This window comes from Sphingomonas sp. CL5.1 (assembly GCF_013344685.1).
Taxonomy (GTDB): domain Bacteria; phylum Pseudomonadota; class Alphaproteobacteria; order Sphingomonadales; family Sphingomonadaceae; genus Sphingomonas.
Map to the genome: position 1 here is coordinate 3,863,486 of NZ_CP050137.1, position 18,924 is coordinate 3,882,409.

The window sequence follows — 18,924 nt, forward strand, 5'->3', positions numbered from 1 at the left end:
ATGCTCCCCACAAGCCCTCTGACCAACGGAGAATGACCATGCCCCTCCATCCCGCCGCTGCACAGATCCTGGAGATGATGAAGCGGCTTCCCTCCACCGCCGCACCGTTCTCGGTCGAGGCGTTCCGGCTCGGGGATGTGCAACCCCTCCCCTTCCCCAAAATGGAAGTGGCCGAGGTGCGTGACCTCGTGCTCGCAGGCACACCCGCGCGGCTCTATCATCCGCGGCCCGGCGAGACGTTGCCCGTGGTGCTCTTCCTCCACGGCGGCGGCTGGGTGTGCGGGAGCATCGAAACGCACGACGTCACCTGCCGCGCGCTCGCCGCCAAGGCGCAGGTTGCGGTCGTCTCGCTCGATTATCCCCGCGCGCCGGAACATCCGTTCCCCGCCCCGCTGGAGGCGAGCTATGGCGCGCTTCAGGCGCTGGGCGATGCCGGGCCGGGCATCGACACCGGCCGGATCGCGGTCGCCGGCGACAGCGCGGGCGGCAACCTCGCGGCGGCGCTGTGCCTGCTGACGAAGGAACGCGGCGGGCGCGCGATCGCGCACCAGTTGCTGATCTATCCAGTGACGGACGCCGATTTCACCCGCGAATCCTATCGCGCCAACGGCGCGGACTATTTCCTCACCGCCCCGATGATGCGCTGGTTCTGGGAGCAATATGTCGGCGAAGCAGTGGCGAATCCGCCCGCGCTCGCGGCACCATTGCGCGCGAAGGATCTTTCCGGCCTCCCCTCCGCGACCATCATCACGGCCGAATATGATCCGCTGCGCGACGAGGGCGAAGCCTATGCCGCTCGCCTGAAGGCGGCGGGCGTGCTCGTCAGGCTGGAGCGCGTGGCGGGCGTGTTCCACGGCTTCGCCAGCATGCCGGGCGTCCTGCCGCCCGCCGACGCGGCACTGGACCTTGCCGCCGCCGATCTGCGCAGCGCCTTCGATATGTGAGCCGACGCACGGGCGGGCACGGTCAGATGCCGTACCCGCCCGCCACCGCGATCTGCTGGCCGGTGACATAGGCGGCGTTCGACGAGGCCAGGAACACGGCGGCGTAACCGATCTCCTCCGGCTTGCCCCAGCGTTTGAGCGCTAGGTTCTTGTGCACCTCGCGCGTCCATTCCTCGTCGAACACCCCTTGCCGGGTCAGTTCGAGGAACATCCCCGCCTCGATCACCCCGACCAGCACGGTGTTGGCGCGGATGCCGTATCGCCCTTCCTCGCGCGCGAAGCCCTTCACCAGCGCCTCGTTCGCCGCCTTGGGCGCGACCGACAGGCCGTCCTTGTCCGGCCAGCGCAGGTCGCCCGCCGAGCCGAGATGGATGATCGAGCCGCCTCCCGCGCCGCGCATGTGCGCGATCACCGCGCGCCCGGCGTTGAAGAAACCATGCACCTCCACATCGATCGCGCGCCGCCATTGCGCGTCGCTCGTTTCGGCGAGATAGACCTGATCGGCGAGCGGCCCCGCACCCCATACCATCGTATGCACGCGCCCATGCGCAGCCACGGCCGCCGCGACGGTCGCGTCCACCGCCGCCGTATCGGTGACGTCGCAGGCATGGACACTGGCGCGCCGCCCGAGCGATTGGATCTCGCGTGCAAGTGACTCGGCAGCCTCGCGCTTCGATCGCCACACGACCGCGACGTCACTGCCCGAGCGCGCGAATTCGAGTGCGACGGCGCGCCCGATCCCGCCCGTCGCGCCGAAGATCAGCGCCGCGCCCTCGGGGAAAAGCAGTTTCTCGTCCATTTCGCTCTCCCTCACCCGGATCACCTTGCATGCCGTGTATATTCGTGGAAATATACATCGAAATGCGCAATTGTTAAGCTATAATATAACGCATATCGCGCCCAACAAGATTAATAGCGACAATGGTAGGAGGATGACTTGGGACGGTTGAACGGCAAGGTGGCGATCGTCACCGGGGGCGCGCAGGGCATGGGCGCGGCGACCGCGCGGCTGTTCGCCGCCGAGGGCGCGCGCGTGGTGATCGGCGACGTGATCGAGGACAAGGGCGCGGCCGTCGCGGCGGAGATCGGCGGCAACGCACGGTTCCGCAAGCTCGACGTGCGCTCGGAGCAGGATTGGGCCGCCGCCGTCTCCACCGCGATCGAGGCGTTCGGCACGGTCGATATCCTGGTCAACAACGCCGCCGTGGTCCACTTCACGCCGATCGAGATGCTCGACGCGGGCGAGGCGGAGCGCGTGCTGGCGATCAACGTGCTCGGTGCGATGCTCGGCGCGAAGCATGTCGCGCCGGTGATGACAAAGGCCGGGCGCGGCGTGATCGTCAACATCTCGTCGGTGGACGGGCTGCGCGGCTGCAACGGCCTGTCGGTCTATAGCGCAAGCAAATGGGCGGTGCGCGGGCTGAGCAAATCGCTGGCGATGGAGCTGGGGCCGCGCGGCATCCGCGTCTGCTCGGTCCATCCGGGCGGCGTCAACACGCAGATGGGCAATCCGATGGGGCTGGCCGGTGACGCGCTCAACAAGGATTACAGGCGCGTGCCCTTGCAACGCATCGGCGAGCCGGAGGAGATCGCGCGCGCCAGCCTGTTCATCGCCTCCGACGAGGCGAGCTATATCACCGGGGCTGAGCTGGCGGTGGATGGCGGCTGGTCGGCGGGCTATTACCAGCCGATGCTGCCCGGCGCGCCCGACGGGCTGGGCGCCTGACGGAGCGGCAGGCATGGACCCGCGCGCCGTCGCCGATATCGTCGCGATCCAGCAGCTTCTCGCCATCTATGTCTATGCGATCGACGCGAAGGATTTCGACGCGCTCGATCGCGTTTTCACGCCCGACGCGACCTTCGATTACGCGGTGACGGGCGGCGAGACCGGCGATTACGCGAAGATCAAGCCGTGGCTGGCGAAGGCGCTCGCCGCCTTCCCCCTCACCCAGCATCTGATCGGCCCGCCGCTGATCCGGCTCGATGGCGACGGGGCGAGCGCGCGGACGATGCTGTTCAATCCGATGCGGCTCGCGCGGCCGGGCGGCGACCATCTGTTCTTCGTCGGCGCGACCTATGTCGACGATCTCGTGCGCACGCCCGAGGGCTGGCGCATCACGCACCGCGCCGAAGCCGATCCGTGGATGAAGGACGCGCCTCCGGATCTGGTGCCGGTGATGGCGGAGGACGAATATCATGCTGCTTGAGGGCAAGGTCATCATCGTCAGCGGCGTCGGGCCGGGCATGGGTCAGTCGCTCGCCCGGATCGCCGCGCGGGAGGGCGCGAAGGTCGCGATCGGTGCGCGCAACCAGGCGTTCCTCGATCGGGTCGCGGACGACATCGTCGCGGGCGGCGGCGAGGTGGTCGCCCGCGCGACCGACGTGACCGACGCGGGCCAATGCGCGGCGCTGGCGAAGGCGACGCTCGACGCATTCGGCCGCATCGATGGCCTCGTCAACAGCGCCTATATCCACGGCAACTGGACGACCGTCGATCAGGCCGATCCGGCCGACTGGCTGAAGGTGCTCGACGTGAACTGCCTCGGCGCGCTGCGCATGGCGCAGGCGGTATTCCCGGCGATGAAGGCGCAAAGCGGCGGGGCGATCGTCAACGTCTCCACCATGTCCACCGTCAACCCCTTCCCCGGCGAGGGCGGCTATGCCTCGGGCAAGGGCGCGCTCAACGTGCTCACCCGGCACATGGCGAAGGATTTCGGCCCGCACGGCATCCGCGTCAACACGACGCGCATGGGCTGGATCGGCGGCAAGCCGGTGCACGACTGGATCGACCGCGAGGTCGCCGCCGGCCGTGACCGCGACGCGGTGGTGGGCGAGGTCACCGCGCGCATCCCGCTCGGCATCATCCCGCCGGAGGAGGATTGCGCGAAAACCGTCCTCTTCTTCCTCTCCGATTATGCGAAGGTGGTCACCGGTGCGTCGCTCGACGTGAACGGCGGCCAGTATATGGCGCCATGAGCGGGGGCGTGGAACAGCGCGTCGCCTCGGGCGAGGTGTGGCGCGATTTCTGCCGCAAGCTGGAGGCGATCGGCGAGGTGGTGCTGGGCGCGCCGATCGCGCACACGCCGATCGACCGGGCGGAGGGCTATCGCTACCTGACGCGCCTGACCCGCATCGCGCTCGACATGCATCTGGAGAATGCCGACAGCGATTTCCCCGGCTTTTACGCCGCCTCGCACCCGACCGCGAAGATCGGGGCGGACAATCCCGACAATATCTACATGAACGCCGCGATCAGCGGCGCGCGAACCTATCGCCTCACCGGCAATCGCGGGTCGGTGCCGATCCTGAGCTTCGGCACCAAGGCGAACCGCTATGCGGTCGACGGCACGATGGCCTCCACCGGCGAGCTGGATTCGGCGGACATGGCGTTCGGCCCGGACGGCGGCTTCGAGATCGTCGTGAGCAGGGAGCGCGCGTCCGGCAACTGGCTGCCGCTGGCGGATGACAGCTCGATGTTGATCGTGCGCCAGACCTTCCTCGATCATGACAATGAGATTCCGGCCACGGTGAGGATCGAGGCAATCGACCGCCCACGCGCGACGCCCGAACCGCTCACCGCCGCGATGCTGGAGCAGGGCCTGCACCGCGCCGCCGCCTTCGTGGAGGGCACCGCGCGCACCTTCCTGCGCTGGACCGACATGCTGCTGGCGGACGCCAACCGGCTCGCCACGATCGATCAGACGATGTTCCAGAAGGCGGGTGGCGATCCCACGATCTTCTACCTGCACGGCTATTGGAAGCTCGCGCCGGACGAGATGCTGGTGATCGAGACGCCGATCCCGAATTGCACCTTCTGGAACTTCCAGGTGGACAATGTCTGGTTCGAATCGCTCGATTACCGGCATCACAAGATCCATGTGAACGCGCACGGGGCGAAACCGAATCCCGACGGCACGGTGACGATCGTGATCGCCGCGCGCGATTCCGGCTTCGGCAACTGGCTCGATACGGCGGGGCACGCCCACGGCACGATGCTGCTGCGCTGGACGGGGGCGAAGGATCATCCGGTGCCGGCCACGCGCGTGGAGAAGTTGCCATGAACGACCTCGAGTCCCGCATCGCCCGGCTGGAGGCGGAGAGCGACATCCGCCGCCTCAAGGCGCGCTATCTCAACGCCTGCGACGCGAAGGACGTGGCGGCGATCCGCGCGTGCTTCACCCCCGATGCGGAGATCGACTTCCCGCCGCTCGGCAGCTTCGGCGTCGACGGGCTGATCGACGTGTTCATGCGGATGGCGGCGACCACGCCGATCGTCGACGTGCATCAGGGACATAACGGCGAGATCGAGGTGGACGGCGACGAGGCTCGCGCCCGCTGGAACCTCGGCTATGCCACCTACGATCCGCGCAGCGGCGCCTTTCGGATGCTCGCGAATTTCTATCACGACCGCTACCGCAAGACGCCGGACGGCTGGCGAATCAGCTATTCGCGATCCGAGCCGCGCGCGATCGTGGACGGCACGATCGGGCCGGCGGGCGTGACGGCCGGCTGGGTCAACGGCTGATCCCGCTCAATCGACTAGCGAGCACCAGCGATAGTCGTGCTTGATGAAATTCTGGCCGAGGCTGTAGCGCACGCGGTGGACGCCGGGAATCTTGTCCACCGTCTGGTGGAGGAAATCGGTCAGCTCCGCCCCATTCTCGACCAATGTCATCGCCAGCACGTCGGCCCGCCCAAGGATCGTCGCGACGAAGGTGATCTCGGGAAGCGCGCCCAGCGCCCGCGCGACACGCTCGATATCCGAGGCGCTGTCCGCCTCCACCCACAGATAGGCGAGGATCGGATTGCGCAGCCGGTTGGCGTTGGTGACGGCCGCGACGCGGATCACCTTGTTGTCGAGCAGCCGCTTCACGCGCGCGCGGATCGTGCCTTCGGTCAGGCCGAACTCGCGCCCGATCTCACGGTTGGAGACGCGCGCGTCATGCCCTAGCCGCTCGATGATCCGCTCGTCCAGTTCGTCAAGCGCGATACGGGTCATAAAGGCGCCCATTCCGGATTGTATTTGAGCACCTTGAGCGCGAGGCTGGGGAACAGTCGCGCCACGCCGTCGACCTTGGCGATCACCTCCGTCAGCAATTCCTGCATCTCCGAAAGGCTGGTGGCGACCACCTGGATTTCCAGATCGTGCGTGCCGATCGCGACGTTGACGGTGATGACCCGCTCGATCCGCGCAAGGTCTTCCCCCACCGCCGCCGCCGAGCGGCCCTTCACCTGCACGCCCACCGGCGCGAGATATTCGAAGCCCATCGCCGACAGATCGCGCATCGCCACGACGCGCAGCATGTCCGCATCCTCCAGCCGGCGCAGACGGGTGCGGACGGTCGCCTCGTTCACCCCCAGATCGCGGGCGAGGTCGCGATTGGCGATCCGCCCGTTCTGGCGCAGCGCGGCGATGATCCGCTCGTCCATATCGTCGGTATCATATTCGGCCGGCTTTCGGCCGCGTCCGCGCCGATCCCCCTTGCCCTCTGGTCGCAACGCATGTCTCCAAATCGCGGCGCAGGTGTAGCTACCCGCGCCGGGCCGTCAACACGCTTCGCCGCCGTCAGCGCGCGGCAAAGCCGCCGTCGACCGCAAGCGGGTGGCCGGTGATGAAGCTCGCCTTGTCGGAGCAGAGGAAGATCACCGCATCGGCGATCTCGCGCGCCTCGCCCATCCGGCCGATCGGCATCATCTGGTCGAGCACGGCCTTGCCCTGCGGATCGGCCGCGATCGGCGCGGTCATCGCCGTGGCGATCACGCCGGGGCAGACCGCGTTGACGCGGATGCCTTCCGCCGCGAAGCGCAGCGCGGCCGAGCGGGTGAGGCCGATCACCGCATGCTTGCTGGCGCAATAGGCCGCGCCACCCGCGCCGGACAGGCCCGCGATCGACGAGGTGTTGACGATCGCCCCGCTTTTCCGCGCCGCCATGTGGCGCAACTCCGCCGCCATGCACAACACCACGCCGCGCTGGTTGATCGCGACGGTGCGGTCATAGGCATCGAGGTCGCCCCACGGCGTGCCGAGCATCTCCAGCGTCACGCCGGCATTGTTGAAGGCGCAATCGAGGCGCCCCCAGCGCGCCACCACAGCATCGACCGCAGCGTTCACCGCCGCCTCGTCGGTCACGTCCAGCTCTATCGCGAACGCCTCGCCGCCGGCCGCGATGATCTCGGCGGCGACCGCCTCCGCGCCCTTCAGATCGGCGACGGCGACCTTCGCTCCTTCCGCCGCGAAGGCGAGCGCGGTGGCGCGACCGATACCAGCACCCCCGCCAGTGACGAATGCGGTCTTCCCTTCGAACAATCCTGCCATCGCGTTTTCCTTCAGACGATCTCGAACAATCCGGCCGCACCCATGCCGCCCGCGACGCACATCGACACGACGACATAGCGCGCGCCGCGCCGCTTTCCTTCGATCAGCGCGTGGCCGGTCAGGCGGCTGCCGGTCATGCCGAATGGATGGCCGATCGCGATCGCGCCACCGTTGACATTGAGCTTGCCCGGGTCGATCCCGAGCCGGTCGCGGCAATAGAGCGCCTGGCTGGCGAACGCCTCGTTCAGTTCCCACAGCCCGATATCGTCCACCGTGAGGCCTGCGCGCTCAAGCAGCTTCGGCACCGCGAAGACCGGGCCGATGCCCATCTCGTCAGGCCGGCAGCCGGCGACCTGGAAGCCGCGATAGACGCCGAGGATCGGCAGCACCTCGCGCTCCGCCGTCGCGCGGTCCATCACGATCTGCGCCGATGCGCCATCGGAAAGCTGGCTGGCGTTGCCGGCGGTGACGAACCGGCCCTCCTTCACGAACTCGCCGTCCTTCCACACCGGCTTCAGCGCGGCGAGCGCCTCATAGGTGGTGCCGGCGCGCACGCCCTCGTCGCGGTCAAGCGTCACCGTCTCGGTGCCGGCCTTGCTGCCGTCCCTCTCGTAGAGCTGCTTCTCCACCGTGATCGGCACGATCTCCTCGGCGAAGCGGCCGGCGGCCTGCCCGGCGGCGGCGCGCTGCTGGCTGAGCGCGCCGAACTCGTCCTGCGCCTCGCGGCTGACGCTATAGCGTTCGGCGACGATCTCCGCCGTCTCGATCATCTGGATGTAGATCGCGGGGTCCGCCGCCTTGGCCGACTGGTTCTGGTAGCGCGGCGCATCCTTGGTGATCGTCATCGAGATGCTCTCGACCCCGCCCGCCAGCACCACGTCGTTGTCACCCGCGATGATCGACCGCGCGGCGAGCGCGATCGCGTTCAGCCCGGAGGAGCATTTGCGATCAAGCGACATGCCCGCCACCGTGTTCGGGATGCCCGCGACGAGCGGGGTGAGTCGCCCGACATTGGCCGCCTGCGTCAGCCACTGGTTGCCGACGCCCATGATGACATCGTCGATTCGCGCCGGGTCGATCCCCGCACGCTCGACCGCCGCCTTCGCGACATGGCCGGCGAGCGCGGGCGCCTCGGTCATGTTGAAGGCGCCGCGATAGGCCTTGCCGATACCCGTGCGGGCGGTGGAGACGATGACGGCTTCGCGCATTCCTTAAAATCCTTGCATGTTGGCCGGGCCGAAATAGGCGCGCATCTCGATCACCTTGCCCGCGTCGTCGAAGCGGAAGGTGTCGATCACGTCCACGCGCTTCTCGCCGCCGTAATTCAACGTCACCGAAAATGCGAAGGCGGCATAATCGGCGGCTGTGCGCACCGGCCCTTCGAGCGTCAGCTTCGCGCCGGTCGCCATCGACGCGACATAGAAAGCGCGGATCGCATCGCGCCCATGACGCGCGGGCGAACCGACCGGGTCCTCCACCGTCGCATCCTCGGCGAACAGGGCGACGACCGCTTCCGGGTCCCCCTTGGCGAACGCTGCGATATAGGTTTCGACGACGCGGACCTTGTCCTCATGGCTCGGCATGGCTTCTCCTGCTCCGGGGACGACGGCGAACGGCTTACCGGGCCGACTCATATTTCAAGATAGATGCGTATATTTACAGCGATAATTATACGCAAATATAAAACATATGACGATATTATCATTATATCTCGCTCAAAAAATCGCAAAAAAAGGTGCGCACTAGTCCAACTGGAGGATTTCACCCGCCCACGACCTCGATACGAAACCTGCCATGATAAACGGAGGGGCAGTCGCTCGATGAGCGTTAGATCGACGCGAATGCCGCACCGCGGCGCTGAACCCGCAAGCGGAAAGGCTCGTCCATGACCGATTCCGGGCCGCGCCCCTTCGTCGTCGCGATCGGCGGCACGCTCAAACCCGATTCCTCTACCGAAAAGGCGCTGGTTCTCGCGCTCCGGGGCGCCGAAGCCGAGGGTGCGGAAGTAACGCTCATCGCGGGCGTGCAACTCGACATGCCGCTGTTCAATCCGTCCAGCCCGGATCGCAGCGATACCGCAGGCGCAATGGTCGATACGCTGCGCCGCGCCGATGGCGTCATCATCGGTTCGCCCGGCTATCACGGCAGCATCTCCGGGCTGGTCAAGAACGCCCTCGATTACACCGAGGACATGCGCGACGACCCGATGCCCTATTTTCACGGACGTCCGGTCGGCAGTCTCGCGACCGGCGCGGGCTGGCAAGGCGCGGTCAACACGCTGACCGCGCTGCGCAACATCGTCCACGCGCTGCGGGGATGGAACACGCCGATGGGCGTGGCGATCAACACCGCCGAACCGGTGTTCGCGGCGGACGGCACATGCCTGGATACGAAGATCGCGGCGATGCTGGAGCAAATGGGCCGGGAAATCGCGACGGCGGCGCGCGCCCGGAATATCCTCGAACTGGCGAAGGCCGATCATGACGCGTGACGGGCTGATCGCGACGCTCGGCCCGATCCGCCAGATCGCCTGGCTGACCGAGGATCTCGACGCCGCCACCGGTCGCTGGCGCACCTTCGCCGGCATCGGGCCGTGGACCGTCTATCGCAACGTCACGCTCGAAGGGCGCTATCGCGGCCGATCGGCGCGCGTCACGATCGATGTCGCGCTATCCTATCAGGACGGAACGCAGATCGAGATCATCCGCCCGCACGGGCGCGGCCCCTCGCCTTATCATGACGAAGGCGGGCGAGTGCGGGTCGGGATGCATCATGTCGCCTGGCTGGTGCAGAATGTCGCCGCCGCGAAGGAGACGGCGACGAAAGGCGGTCTCGACCTTCTGTTCGAGGCCGAAGCGGGCGGCGGCGCGACGCGCGTCGCCTATCTGCAAGCGCCGGACGATCCCGCCATGCTGCTCGAACTGATCGCGGCAACACCCGCGACGCTCGAAGGCTTCCATACCGGCGCCGAGGCCTCGCGGTACTGGGACGGCGTCAGCGCCGGACAGGAGCTTGATTTATCGGGATAAGCGCCGCCGCGAACCGGCTGTCCGCTGAATCGCCGATCTTGTGGCAAGAACGCATCACGCTTCCGCAAACACTGGCATTTTTACGAAACGCCTAACGAAATGCGTAGCTGCCACTTGACGCGATCCAGAACTTAGCGGCACAATCTTACGCAAAGCGATGGCATCATAGCCGTCCGACAACAGAATGCGGAACAGGAGGAGAGGGAAAATGCGGGAGGGTGAAAGCCGCCTCACTTGGTTCAATCCCGACGCGGTGGTGCGCTCCGACCGGATCGAGATTGACGCCCCCGCCGCCCTGATCTGGGAAATCCTGATCGACCTTCCCCGCTACGGCGAGTGGAATCCGTTCTGCGTCGCCGCCGACTCCACGCTGGAGATGGGCGCGCCGGTCAACATGGTGCTGAAAAGCTATACCGAGCCGGGCGTCACCTTCCCCAATTGCGAATATGTCTGCGCCTTCGATCCGGGGAGATTGCTATCGTGGCAGCTCCCGCATGACGATGCCTGGCCTTATCCGGCGCGGCGCGACCAGATCATCGAGACGCTGGGGCCGGAGCGATCAGCCTATCAATCGACCGACGCTTTCCTCGGCGAGAACGGCATCCACGTCATGCGCTTCTGCGGCCCGTGGGTGAAGCGGGCGTTCGACGATACCGCGTGGGCGCTCAAGGCGCGCGCCGAAACGATGCAAGCCGCGCGACGGGCGGCGCCATGACCACAAGTCTGGGAAGGATCGAACGGATCGGGCAGCCGTATCCACGATCCGGCCATCATCGCTCGCCCCATCCCGGTCGGCGCGCCTTCGACGCGGCCGCGGGCATCCCTTTTCCGATCTTCAGGGAGTTTTCGATAATGATACGCGCCAACCTCCGTTTCGCGGCCAGCCTCGCCGTCCTTTCCGCTGCGCTCGCCACCCCCGCTTGGGCGCAGGACGCCCCAGCGCAGAAGCCAGCCGTGGACGAGGGCCGCATCACCGATGTCGTCGTCACCGCGCGCCGGCAGGAGGAAAGTATTCAGTCGACCCCGGTCTCGGTCTCCGCGCTCGGCGCGCAGATGCTCGACCAGCTCAATTTCAGGAGCGTCGACAAGCTCACGCAGCTCGTGCCCAACGTCGCGATCTCCGAAGCCTCGGGCAGCATCACCGGCACCCAGCCCTATATCCGCGGCATCGGCTCGGCCGAGCCGCTGCTGACGATCGACAGCCCGGTCGGCATGTATCTCGACGGCGTGTATCTGGGCCGGCAGGCGGCGAACAATTTCGACCTGGTCGATCCCGAGCGGATCGAGGTGCTGCGCGGCCCGCAGGGCACTCTCTACGGCCGCAACACCACCGCCGGCGCGATCAACATCATCACCAAGAAGCCCCCGCAGGAATTCGGCGCCGAGCTGAAGGCGGGCTATGGCAGCTACAATGCGTGGTTCACCCGCGCATCGATCGACACCGGCGCGTGGGGCAATAGCGGCCTTTCGGCGAGCTTCGCGGTGACGCATAGCGAGCGCGACGGCTTCGTCGACAACCCCAACACCCCGCGCGATCGCGATCCCGGCGCGCGCAAGACCACCGCCGCATGGGGCAAGATCCATGGCGACTGGGGCAAGCTGACCGTCGACGTGTCGGCGGACTGGAGCTATTCCAAGGGCCAGCGCGGGCCGTTCGAGATCATCTCCGCCTATCAGCCCGCAGCGACCTATTTCGCGCGCTCGCCTTCCTATGGCGGCGATCCATTTGTCGTCAGCCCGCAATATCAGGACAAGCTGCCGACCGAATATGTCGGCCAGCAGACCGCCAAGACCTATGGCACGGCGATCACCGCCGCTTACGAGGTGAGCAAGGCGCTGACCTTCAAGTCGATCACCGCATGGCGCGGCTGGGATTCGAGCGAGCCGACCAATTATGCCGGCAACCTGATGGGCGAAGTGATCGATTTCACCTCGCCCACGCTCTATTCGGTGCAGCGCGTCTCGCCGTTCGTCGCCTATAATCAGGATCTGCGGCAGCGTCAGTTCAGCGAGGAATTCCAGGTCCTCGGTAAGACCGACACGTTGAGCTACGTCCTTGGCGCCTATTATTTCAACGAGCGCGCGAGCGAGCTGAACGACAATTACTACACGGTCGTCCTGCCGCCGGCCTATCTTGCCGCACTCGGCTATCCGAGCGCCGTGGGCGACGCGCTGACGGGTCAGGGCATCGACCTGATCGGCGTCAACCTCGGCCAGACAATGGCCTATCACACGCGCAGCGAATCCGTGGCCGGCTTCGGACAGGTGAGCTGGAAGCCGATGATCCTCGGCCAGCGGCTCGAGCTGACCGGCGGCCTCCGTTACACCCATGACAGCCGCTCGATCGACGAGACGAGCATCCCGACGCCTCAGCCCTTCGCCGGACAGCTTCCCAATCCCGGCGCCACGCCGGGGCCGTCGCGCACCGGCGACCTGTCGTTCAGCAACTGGTCGTACCTCGGGTCGATCAGCTTCCAGTGGACCCCGGACATCCTCACCTATGCGCGCTTCTCGACCGGCTACAAGTCCGGCGGGTTCGACGCGCGCGCCGGCGTGGACCTGACAACCGGCGTCACCTTCCCGTTCACCTTCAAGCCGGAAAAGGCGACCTCCTATGAAGTCGGCTTCAAGAGCGAGTTCCTCGATCACCGCCTGCGGCTGAACGGCTCGCTGTTCCGCACCGACTACGACGACCTCCAAGTGCCGCAATATGCCGGCGGCAACGGCTTCATCCCGAACGCCAACGCGCGCTACCAGGGCTTCGAGCTTGAGCTGCTGGCGATACCGATCAGGCGCGTCCAGTTCGATGCCAGCCTCGGCTATGTAGATCCGACCTATACCGAGTTCCTGCTCGCCGATCCCAATACCGGCATCGTCGGCGATTACGCGAAGCAGGCGAAATTCCCCTATGTCCCCAATTGGACGGTGCATGTCGGCGCGCAGGCATCGCACCGGCTGGACTTCGCCGACCTGATGCTGCGCGTCGATTACGCCCATACCAGCAAGCGCTATTTCCACACCATCGACCTGCTCAACCCGGCGAACGACGCGATCGCCGATCCGGGGCAGGATCTGCTCAGCGCGCGGATCAGCCTTTCGGATATCGATCTGGGCGGCGGGCGCACGAAGCTGCGCGTGAGCGTCTATGCCGACAACCTGCTGAACGACCACACGCGGCAGGCGGGCATCGATTTCGGCCCGTCGATCGGCATCGCCGGCGTCAATTACGGCCCGCCGCGCACCTTCGGGGTCGATGCGACGTTGAAGTTCTGACGCGGGCTACGGGGACCGGCGCCGGGGGGCGCCGGTTCCCGTTTCGCGAGGAAATGGCGATGACCGGCGCGACGCCGACGATCAGCGCGCCTTTCTCCGCAAGCGTCGCATCCGTTCCTCTCCGTTATGCGCCATGCCCCCGGAGCACGCTCCGTCCGATCGCACAGAAGCTGTGGCACAGGCGCGTGTCTACGATATGTTCCGGACATTCCGGATCGAACCAGCGATCGACGCGTGCCCAATGATAGGGATTGGTCATATAGGGGCCGAGCAGGCCGCCGGGATCGGCATATTCCTGTTCCCACGCATGGGTCCACGCCCGCGCGCCCATCGCTTTGGTCACACGGCTCAGCCGCCAGTTGCGGATCGCGCCGATATAGCGCGGCATCGCCAGCGTCTCCGCCTCGAACTGGCGGACGATATGGTCCGGCGTGCCCGGCGCGACCGCGAGCAGCAGGATGCGATAGACGCCGTCGCGCAGCCCCGGCTCCGCCCCGCTCTCCGCAATGGTTTCGTAAACCGCGCCGTCGATATGCGCGACCGCCGGGTCGGCCGGCAGGCCAGTGCCGCCGCCACGATGGTGGACGATCAGGTCGCCGCCCTCGAACACCCCCGGCAAGGTCGGCGCGACGAGTGTCGCATCGGCGAACTTCCGCGCGACCGCCGCGCGATCCGCATCCGCCCGCAGCGTGAGCAACGCGGTGAAATCAGCCATGGCCGAGCGCCTCCACGTCGCCGGGCGCGGCGGCGAAACGACGCGCACGGCCAAGGAGCCGGTCGCTCACCGCCTCCCAGAAGGCAGTCGTGCCGGGATCGGCGCCGGCGGCGTGCCGCATCGCCCACCAGCCCGCCGCCCCCGCGACGCTCCAGGTGATGCTGATCGTATTCGGCTGGTCGTCCATCCACAGCGGCGGGCTGACCAGCACATGCTCCAGCGTCATGCCCCGCGCCCGCGCGCCCGGCGCATAATCGGCCATATAGGCATCGAGCAGCGCGCGCCCCTCGCCCGGCTTGGCGATCAGATCGTCGAGGACGTACACGCGCGGCGCGCCGTTCACGACCTTGCCTCCGTATCGTCCACGCGCAACACGATCTTGCCGCGAACATGACCGCCTTCGACACGGCGGTGCGCCTCGGCGGCATCCGCCAGCGGCAGCACCTCGATCGGCGCGGGCTTGACCCGCCCCTGCGCGCATAATTCGGCGAGCATGGCCAGATGCTCCGGCTGTCGCGCCACGGCGATCATATTGGAAAGGATACGCACTCCCCGCGTCGCGGCGGTGGCGATGTCCGCCTCGCTCACATGCGAGATCAGCGTCTCTATCTCGACAAAGGCGCCGCCGGGTTTCACCAGATCCGTCGCGGACCCAGGCAACGTGCCAAGCCCCACCGCGTCCAGCACCAGATCGACGCCGCCTTCCGACCAGTCGCGCGCGGCTGCCACCACATCCTCACCGGCATAATCGATCGCGCGTTCCGCCCCGAGCGACCGCACATAATCGGCGTTGCGCGCGCTGCATGTCGCGGCGACGCGCGCACCGGCTGCGCGGGCGATCTGGATCGCGAGGCTGCCGATCCCGCCCGCGCCGCCGTTGACCAGCACGGCCTGGCCGGTCTTCAGCCCGCCGGCATCGACCAGCGCGCCATAAGCGGTCGCCCCCGCCGTCGGCAGCCCGGCGGCTTCGGCGAGGCTCATCCCCTGCGGCACCGGCGCGAGCATCGTGGGCCAGGCGAGGCAATATTCGGCATAGGCGCCATTCTCGCCCTGCCCTTGCCGCGACATGCCGAACACTCGATCGCCCGGCGTCAGACTCTCGACGCCCAGCCCCATCTCCGCGACGGTGCCCGACAGATCGAAGCCCAGTACGAACGGAAAATGATAATCGAAATAGCGCGCCAGCTTGCCCTCGCGCGCTTTCCAGTCCGCTGGATTGACGCCCGCATAAGCCACCCTGACCAGCACCTCGCCCGGTCTCGGCGCCGGTCGGGGCAGATCGGTCAGGCGGAGAACTTCAGGGCCGCCAAAGCCATCGATCGCGATCGCGTGCATTCCTCTCTCCCGATATTAAAAAATCGGCCCGCCGGTGAAGGCGGGCCGAGTGGGGAGACTATTCGGCGGCGGCCTGCCTGACCGCCTCCTGCGCGCGGAAGTGCGGGATGACCTTCTCGCCGATGTTGCGGATCGTCTCCAGGATCGCGGCGTGCGGCACGCCGCCCATCTGGAACAGGAACAGGATTTCGTCCGCCCCCGAATCGAACAGCCGCTGCACGTAGCGGATGCAGTCATCGGCGGTGCCATAGGCGTCCTGCACCTCCCCGTAGCTGCCGATATGCTCGCTGCCGATCGTGATCTTCTCCTCGGAAAGATAGGCGACCACCGCCTCCTTCTCCTGCTGGAGGATCGCCACTTGTTCGTCGGCGGTCAGTTCCTCGTCGACCGTCGGCTTCGGCCCGCCCTGATACCAATGCGCGAGGCTCTCGACGAAGAAGCGCTGGCCGCGCAGCCCGATCTTGCGCGCCTTCTCGCGATCGTCGAGCACGATCGACGGGCACAGCGCGGCGAGATGCTCGGTCGGGCGGAAGCCAACCTGGTCCCCCACCTTGCGGTTGCGGAAATTCTCGCGATAGACGGCGTTCTTCTTCGCGATATCCTCCGGCCCGGCGAAGCCGAGCACCAGCGCGCCGATGCCGCGCGATCCGGCCTGCACCAAAGTCGTCTCGCGAGTACAGGCCATGTAGATCGGCGGATGCGGGTTCTGGAACGGCTTGGGGTGGATCGGCCGGCGCGGGATCTTGATATATTCGCCGTCGTGCTCGATCTCCTCCTGCACCATGATCTTGGGGATCAGGTACATGGATTCGTCGATCATCGGCTGGAGCGTGTTGAGATCGTAGCCGAAGGTGCCCGATTCCTGCTGCGTGCCGCCCTTGCCCATGCCGAAATGGACGCGGCCGTTCGACAGGATATCGAGCGTCGCGATCCGCTCCGCCACTTTCACCGGATGGTTCATCGCCGGCGGCAGGCACACCACGCCATGCCCGATGCCGAGCCGCGTCGTCTTACCCGCAAGGAACGCGAGGAAGGTCTCGGGCGCGGACATGTGCGCATATTGCGTCAGCGCGGTATGCTCGACCGCCCAGACATTGTCGAAGCCCATCTCCTCCGCGAGCAGCGCCTGCTCGATCGTCTCATGGAACGTCCGCGCCTCGTTCTCGCGCGAGGTGTCCACCATCTGGGCTTCGTAAATGATCGAGAATTTCATCGCTCTCCACCTTATGACCTGATTTACAGAATCGATTAGACGGAGAGCGGAAGGTGCGCTTGGTCCGTTTGGATTAGGGTCTAAACTCAATCCAAACGGCATCATGACGGAGCGGATTTTTGTGTCAGGCTAGGAGCCAAGGCGGGAGCGATGGATTTCCATCGTGACCGACGCGCGACGCCGCGTGACGCCAAAAGACGCCCGCCCCAAGGGGTCGCCCGGAGAAGCCCGCTGGACGGCGTCGCTTGCTTGCGCGTAGCTTCAGCTACGCGGCTGCGCTACGCTCCTTGCCAGCGGGCTTCTCCGGGCGATCACGATGTCGTTTGGATTGAGTTTAGACCCTAAACCCGCTGCGACGAGATGTTGCCGCCATCCACCACCAGCTCGGCGGCGGTGACGTAGCTCGCCTCGTCGGACAGCAGGAAGCGCACCACGCTGCCGATCTCCTCCGGTGTGCCGAGCCGTTCGAGCAGGATGCGCTTCTCGAAGAAGCCGGGCATGGCATCGACCGCCGGCTGCATCATCGGCGTCAGGATCTGGCCGGGCGACACCGCGTTGACCCGCACCCCATCGCGCGCCAGCCGGTCGGCCAGCGAGCGGACGAGCGACAGCATCCCGCCCTTGGCAGCGGTGTAGATCGGGTTGAGCGCATTCCCCAGTGTCGCGTTGATCGAGACGATGGCGACGATCGCCGAACCATTGTTCATGGCGAGATCGGGCTGGAGCTTCTGCGCGAGGAAGGCGAGCGGGCGCAGGTGCGTGTTGATCCCCGCCTCCCAGCCTTCCGGCGTCATCCCGTCGATCGAGGCGGTATCGACTACTCCGGCGGCGTGGACGAAGCCGCCGATTGGGCCCATGCCCGCGCTGCTCCGCGCGATGGCCGCGTCATAGGCATCGAGATCGCGCATATCGACGCCGAGGCCGATCGCCTTCACACCCGTCTCGCGCGCGATGGCTTCGGCCGCTTCCCGCGCCTTCTCGCCGGCAATATCCCACAGCGCGACCGGGCGCCCCACATCGGCAAGCGCGCGGGCCGAGGCGAGCCCGATCCCCGATGCGCCGCCAGTGACGATCACGCCGGTGGCCGGCAGGTTGAGTCTCGGCGTCATCACCTCTCCCTTTCGTTGAGCGCCACATTCGCTCGGCACCATGCGTATATTCGTAATATATTCGATTAAATTCTACGCTATGAATTGACATATTGACCATCAGAACGTCAATTGCGTTGATATAAGCGATCGGAGAGGGTCGGCTGACATGGATATGCTCGATTTTTCCGGCAAGGTCGTGCTGGTCACCGGGGGTGGACGCGGAATCGGCGGCGCCTGCGCGGAGGCGTTCGCCGCCGCGGGAGCGTCGGTCGTCATTGCCGAGGTGAGCGAGGAGTTGCGCGCGGATTTCACCGCCCGCCAACCGACAGCTTTGGCGATCCGGTGCGACGTGACGAACAGCGCCGATGTCGCCGCGCTGGCCGATCGGGTACGCGAACGGTTCGGCAGGCTCGACGTGCTGGTCAACAATGTCGGCGATTTCCTGCACGCCGCTCCCTTCGACGCGATGAGCGACGATCAGGTAGCGGCGATCGTCGAGATCAACTTCGGGCAGGTGATGCGCGTCACCCGCGCGATGATGCCGCTGCTGCGCGCGGCGGCGCCCGGATCGAGTATCGTCAGCGTCACCTCGATCGAGGCGTTTCGCGGCATCCCCAATTGCGCCGTCTATGGCGCGTGCAAGGCGGCCGTCACCGGCCTCACCAAATGCCTCGCACTCGAGCTGGCCCCCGCCGGCATCCGCATCAACGACATCGCGCCCGAGACGACCGACACCCCGCAGGTCGCGCTCGATCATATGATCCCGCCCGAGAATCGCGCGCATATGGATAAATGGATTCCGCTCGGTCGCTTCGGCAGGCCGGAGGATATCGCGGGCGCGGCGCTCTATCTCGCCAGCCCGCTGGCGAGCTGGGTTACGGGGACGACGATCCATGTCGACGGGGGCGCACTCGCCGCCGCCGGCTGGACGCGCACGCCTGACGGCCAGTGGACGGTCGTGCCGATGGTCAGCGGCAACGGCCTGCGGATTCCCGCCTGAGGAGAATG

The 18,924-nt window shown here is 66.6% G+C and carries 22 protein-coding genes; 11 read left to right on the top strand and 11 right to left on the bottom strand.

What is annotated here, in order from left to right:
* The first annotated feature begins 32 nt into the window (after nucleotides 1-32).
* Nucleotides 33-944 (top strand): alpha/beta hydrolase, encoded by a 912-nt coding sequence (locus F9288_RS18540; protein WP_254620955.1) that lies wholly within the window; start codon nucleotides 33-35, stop codon nucleotides 942-944.
* Nucleotides 945-966: 22 nt separating this feature from the next.
* Here F9288_RS18540 and F9288_RS18545 read toward each other — a convergent pair whose 3' ends face one another.
* Nucleotides 967-1,743, bottom strand: a complete 777-nt coding sequence (locus F9288_RS18545; RefSeq protein ID WP_174838142.1) for an SDR family NAD(P)-dependent oxidoreductase — start codon at nucleotides 1,741-1,743, stop codon at nucleotides 967-969.
* A gap of 138 nt (nucleotides 1,744-1,881) precedes the next feature.
* Between F9288_RS18545 and F9288_RS18550 the strand changes: the two genes are divergently transcribed.
* From F9288_RS18550 to F9288_RS18570, 5 genes are read left to right on the top strand one after another with little or no spacing between them, the layout of a single operon-like run.
* The gene (locus F9288_RS18550) at nucleotides 1,882-2,670 is read left to right on the top strand and encodes an SDR family NAD(P)-dependent oxidoreductase (protein ID WP_174838143.1); all 789 of its coding nucleotides are present in this window, start codon (nucleotides 1,882-1,884) and stop codon (nucleotides 2,668-2,670) included.
* Nucleotides 2,671-2,683: 13 nt separating this feature from the next.
* A complete protein-coding gene (locus F9288_RS18555) occupies nucleotides 2,684-3,151 on the top strand; it encodes a nuclear transport factor 2 family protein (RefSeq protein ID WP_174838144.1) in 468 nt (155 codons plus the stop codon).
* A complete protein-coding gene (locus tag F9288_RS18560) occupies nucleotides 3,141-3,920 on the top strand; it encodes an SDR family oxidoreductase (RefSeq protein WP_174838145.1) in 780 nt (259 codons plus the stop codon). Before F9288_RS18555 ends, F9288_RS18560 begins: the two co-directional genes overlap by 11 nt.
* On the top strand, nucleotides 3,917-5,005 hold the full coding sequence (locus F9288_RS18565; RefSeq protein ID WP_174838146.1) for a DUF1214 domain-containing protein: 1,089 nt from the start codon (nucleotides 3,917-3,919) through the stop codon (nucleotides 5,003-5,005). Before F9288_RS18560 ends, F9288_RS18565 begins: the two co-directional genes overlap by 4 nt.
* Nucleotides 5,002-5,469 carry a nuclear transport factor 2 family protein gene (locus F9288_RS18570; RefSeq protein WP_174838147.1) on the top strand — a complete coding sequence of 156 codons (468 nt, stop codon included), beginning with the start codon at nucleotides 5,002-5,004 and terminating at the stop codon, nucleotides 5,467-5,469. Before F9288_RS18565 ends, F9288_RS18570 begins: the two co-directional genes overlap by 4 nt.
* 6 nt (nucleotides 5,470-5,475) lie before the next feature.
* Here the strand turns inward: F9288_RS18570 and F9288_RS18575 are convergent, their stop codons facing one another.
* The 5 genes from F9288_RS18575 to F9288_RS18595 all read right to left on the bottom strand — a co-directional run bounded on the left by F9288_RS18575 (nucleotide 5,476) and on the right by F9288_RS18595 (nucleotide 8,843).
* Nucleotides 5,476-5,943: an Lrp/AsnC family transcriptional regulator gene (locus F9288_RS18575; protein WP_174838148.1), complete on the bottom strand. Its 468-nt coding sequence runs from the start codon at nucleotides 5,941-5,943 to the stop codon at nucleotides 5,476-5,478.
* Nucleotides 5,940-6,374 carry an Lrp/AsnC family transcriptional regulator gene (locus F9288_RS18580; RefSeq protein ID WP_174838149.1) on the bottom strand — a complete coding sequence of 145 codons (435 nt, stop codon included), beginning with the start codon at nucleotides 6,372-6,374 and terminating at the stop codon, nucleotides 5,940-5,942. Before F9288_RS18580 ends, F9288_RS18575 begins: the two co-directional genes overlap by 4 nt.
* 136 nt (nucleotides 6,375-6,510) lie before the next feature.
* Complete coding sequence (locus F9288_RS18585) at nucleotides 6,511-7,260, bottom strand: glucose 1-dehydrogenase (protein WP_174838150.1); 750 nt, start codon at nucleotides 7,258-7,260, stop codon at nucleotides 6,511-6,513.
* 11 nt (nucleotides 7,261-7,271) lie between these two features.
* On the bottom strand, nucleotides 7,272-8,468 hold the full coding sequence (locus tag F9288_RS18590) for an acetyl-CoA C-acyltransferase (RefSeq protein WP_174838151.1): 1,197 nt from the start codon (nucleotides 8,466-8,468) through the stop codon (nucleotides 7,272-7,274).
* A 3-nt stretch (nucleotides 8,469-8,471) separates the two neighbouring features.
* A complete protein-coding gene (locus tag F9288_RS18595) occupies nucleotides 8,472-8,843 on the bottom strand; it encodes an SgcJ/EcaC family oxidoreductase (RefSeq protein WP_174838152.1) in 372 nt (123 codons plus the stop codon).
* 302 nt (nucleotides 8,844-9,145) lie between these two features.
* Here F9288_RS18595 and F9288_RS18600 point away from each other — a divergent pair, with 302 nt between their 5' ends.
* The 4 genes from F9288_RS18600 (at nucleotide 9,146) to F9288_RS22325 (ending at nucleotide 13,562) form a co-directional block, all read left to right on the top strand.
* Nucleotides 9,146-9,751, top strand: coding sequence for an NADPH-dependent FMN reductase (locus tag F9288_RS18600; RefSeq protein ID WP_174838153.1), 606 nt, complete (start codon nucleotides 9,146-9,148; stop codon nucleotides 9,749-9,751).
* Nucleotides 9,741-10,289, top strand: a complete 549-nt coding sequence (locus F9288_RS18605) for a VOC family protein (protein ID WP_174838154.1) — start codon at nucleotides 9,741-9,743, stop codon at nucleotides 10,287-10,289. Before F9288_RS18600 ends, F9288_RS18605 begins: the two co-directional genes overlap by 11 nt.
* Before the next feature lie 208 nt (nucleotides 10,290-10,497).
* Complete coding sequence (locus F9288_RS18610; protein WP_174838155.1) at nucleotides 10,498-11,004, top strand: SRPBCC domain-containing protein; 507 nt, start codon at nucleotides 10,498-10,500, stop codon at nucleotides 11,002-11,004.
* Nucleotides 11,005-11,141: 137 nt separating this feature from the next.
* Entirely contained in the window at nucleotides 11,142-13,562 is a 2,421-nt protein-coding gene (locus F9288_RS22325) for a TonB-dependent receptor (protein ID WP_174838156.1), read from the top strand.
* A gap of 124 nt (nucleotides 13,563-13,686) precedes the next feature.
* Here the strand turns inward: F9288_RS22325 and F9288_RS18620 are convergent, their stop codons facing one another.
* The 5 genes from F9288_RS18620 to F9288_RS18640 all read right to left on the bottom strand — a co-directional run bounded on the left by F9288_RS18620 (nucleotide 13,687) and on the right by F9288_RS18640 (nucleotide 17,934).
* Nucleotides 13,687-14,277 carry a Dabb family protein gene (locus tag F9288_RS18620; RefSeq protein ID WP_174838157.1) on the bottom strand — a complete coding sequence of 197 codons (591 nt, stop codon included), beginning with the start codon at nucleotides 14,275-14,277 and terminating at the stop codon, nucleotides 13,687-13,689.
* Nucleotides 14,270-14,620 carry a hypothetical protein gene (locus F9288_RS18625; protein WP_174838158.1) on the bottom strand — a complete coding sequence of 117 codons (351 nt, stop codon included), beginning with the start codon at nucleotides 14,618-14,620 and terminating at the stop codon, nucleotides 14,270-14,272. The genes F9288_RS18620 and F9288_RS18625 overlap by 8 nt, the downstream gene beginning before the upstream one ends.
* Nucleotides 14,617-15,612, bottom strand: a complete 996-nt coding sequence (locus F9288_RS18630) for an NADP-dependent oxidoreductase (protein ID WP_174838159.1) — start codon at nucleotides 15,610-15,612, stop codon at nucleotides 14,617-14,619. Before F9288_RS18630 ends, F9288_RS18625 begins: the two co-directional genes overlap by 4 nt.
* Nucleotides 15,613-15,670: 58 nt before the next feature.
* Entirely contained in the window at nucleotides 15,671-16,825 is a 1,155-nt protein-coding gene (locus tag F9288_RS18635) for an LLM class flavin-dependent oxidoreductase (protein ID WP_174838160.1), read from the bottom strand.
* Between the two features lie 341 nt (nucleotides 16,826-17,166).
* Complete coding sequence (locus tag F9288_RS18640; protein WP_217482555.1) at nucleotides 17,167-17,934, bottom strand: SDR family NAD(P)-dependent oxidoreductase; 768 nt, start codon at nucleotides 17,932-17,934, stop codon at nucleotides 17,167-17,169.
* A 148-nt stretch (nucleotides 17,935-18,082) separates the two neighbouring features.
* On the opposite strand from F9288_RS18640, the gene F9288_RS18645 reads away from it, so the two are divergent.
* A complete protein-coding gene (locus F9288_RS18645; protein ID WP_254620956.1) occupies nucleotides 18,083-18,916 on the top strand; it encodes an SDR family NAD(P)-dependent oxidoreductase in 834 nt (277 codons plus the stop codon).
* Nucleotides 18,917-18,924: the final 8 nt, after the last annotated feature.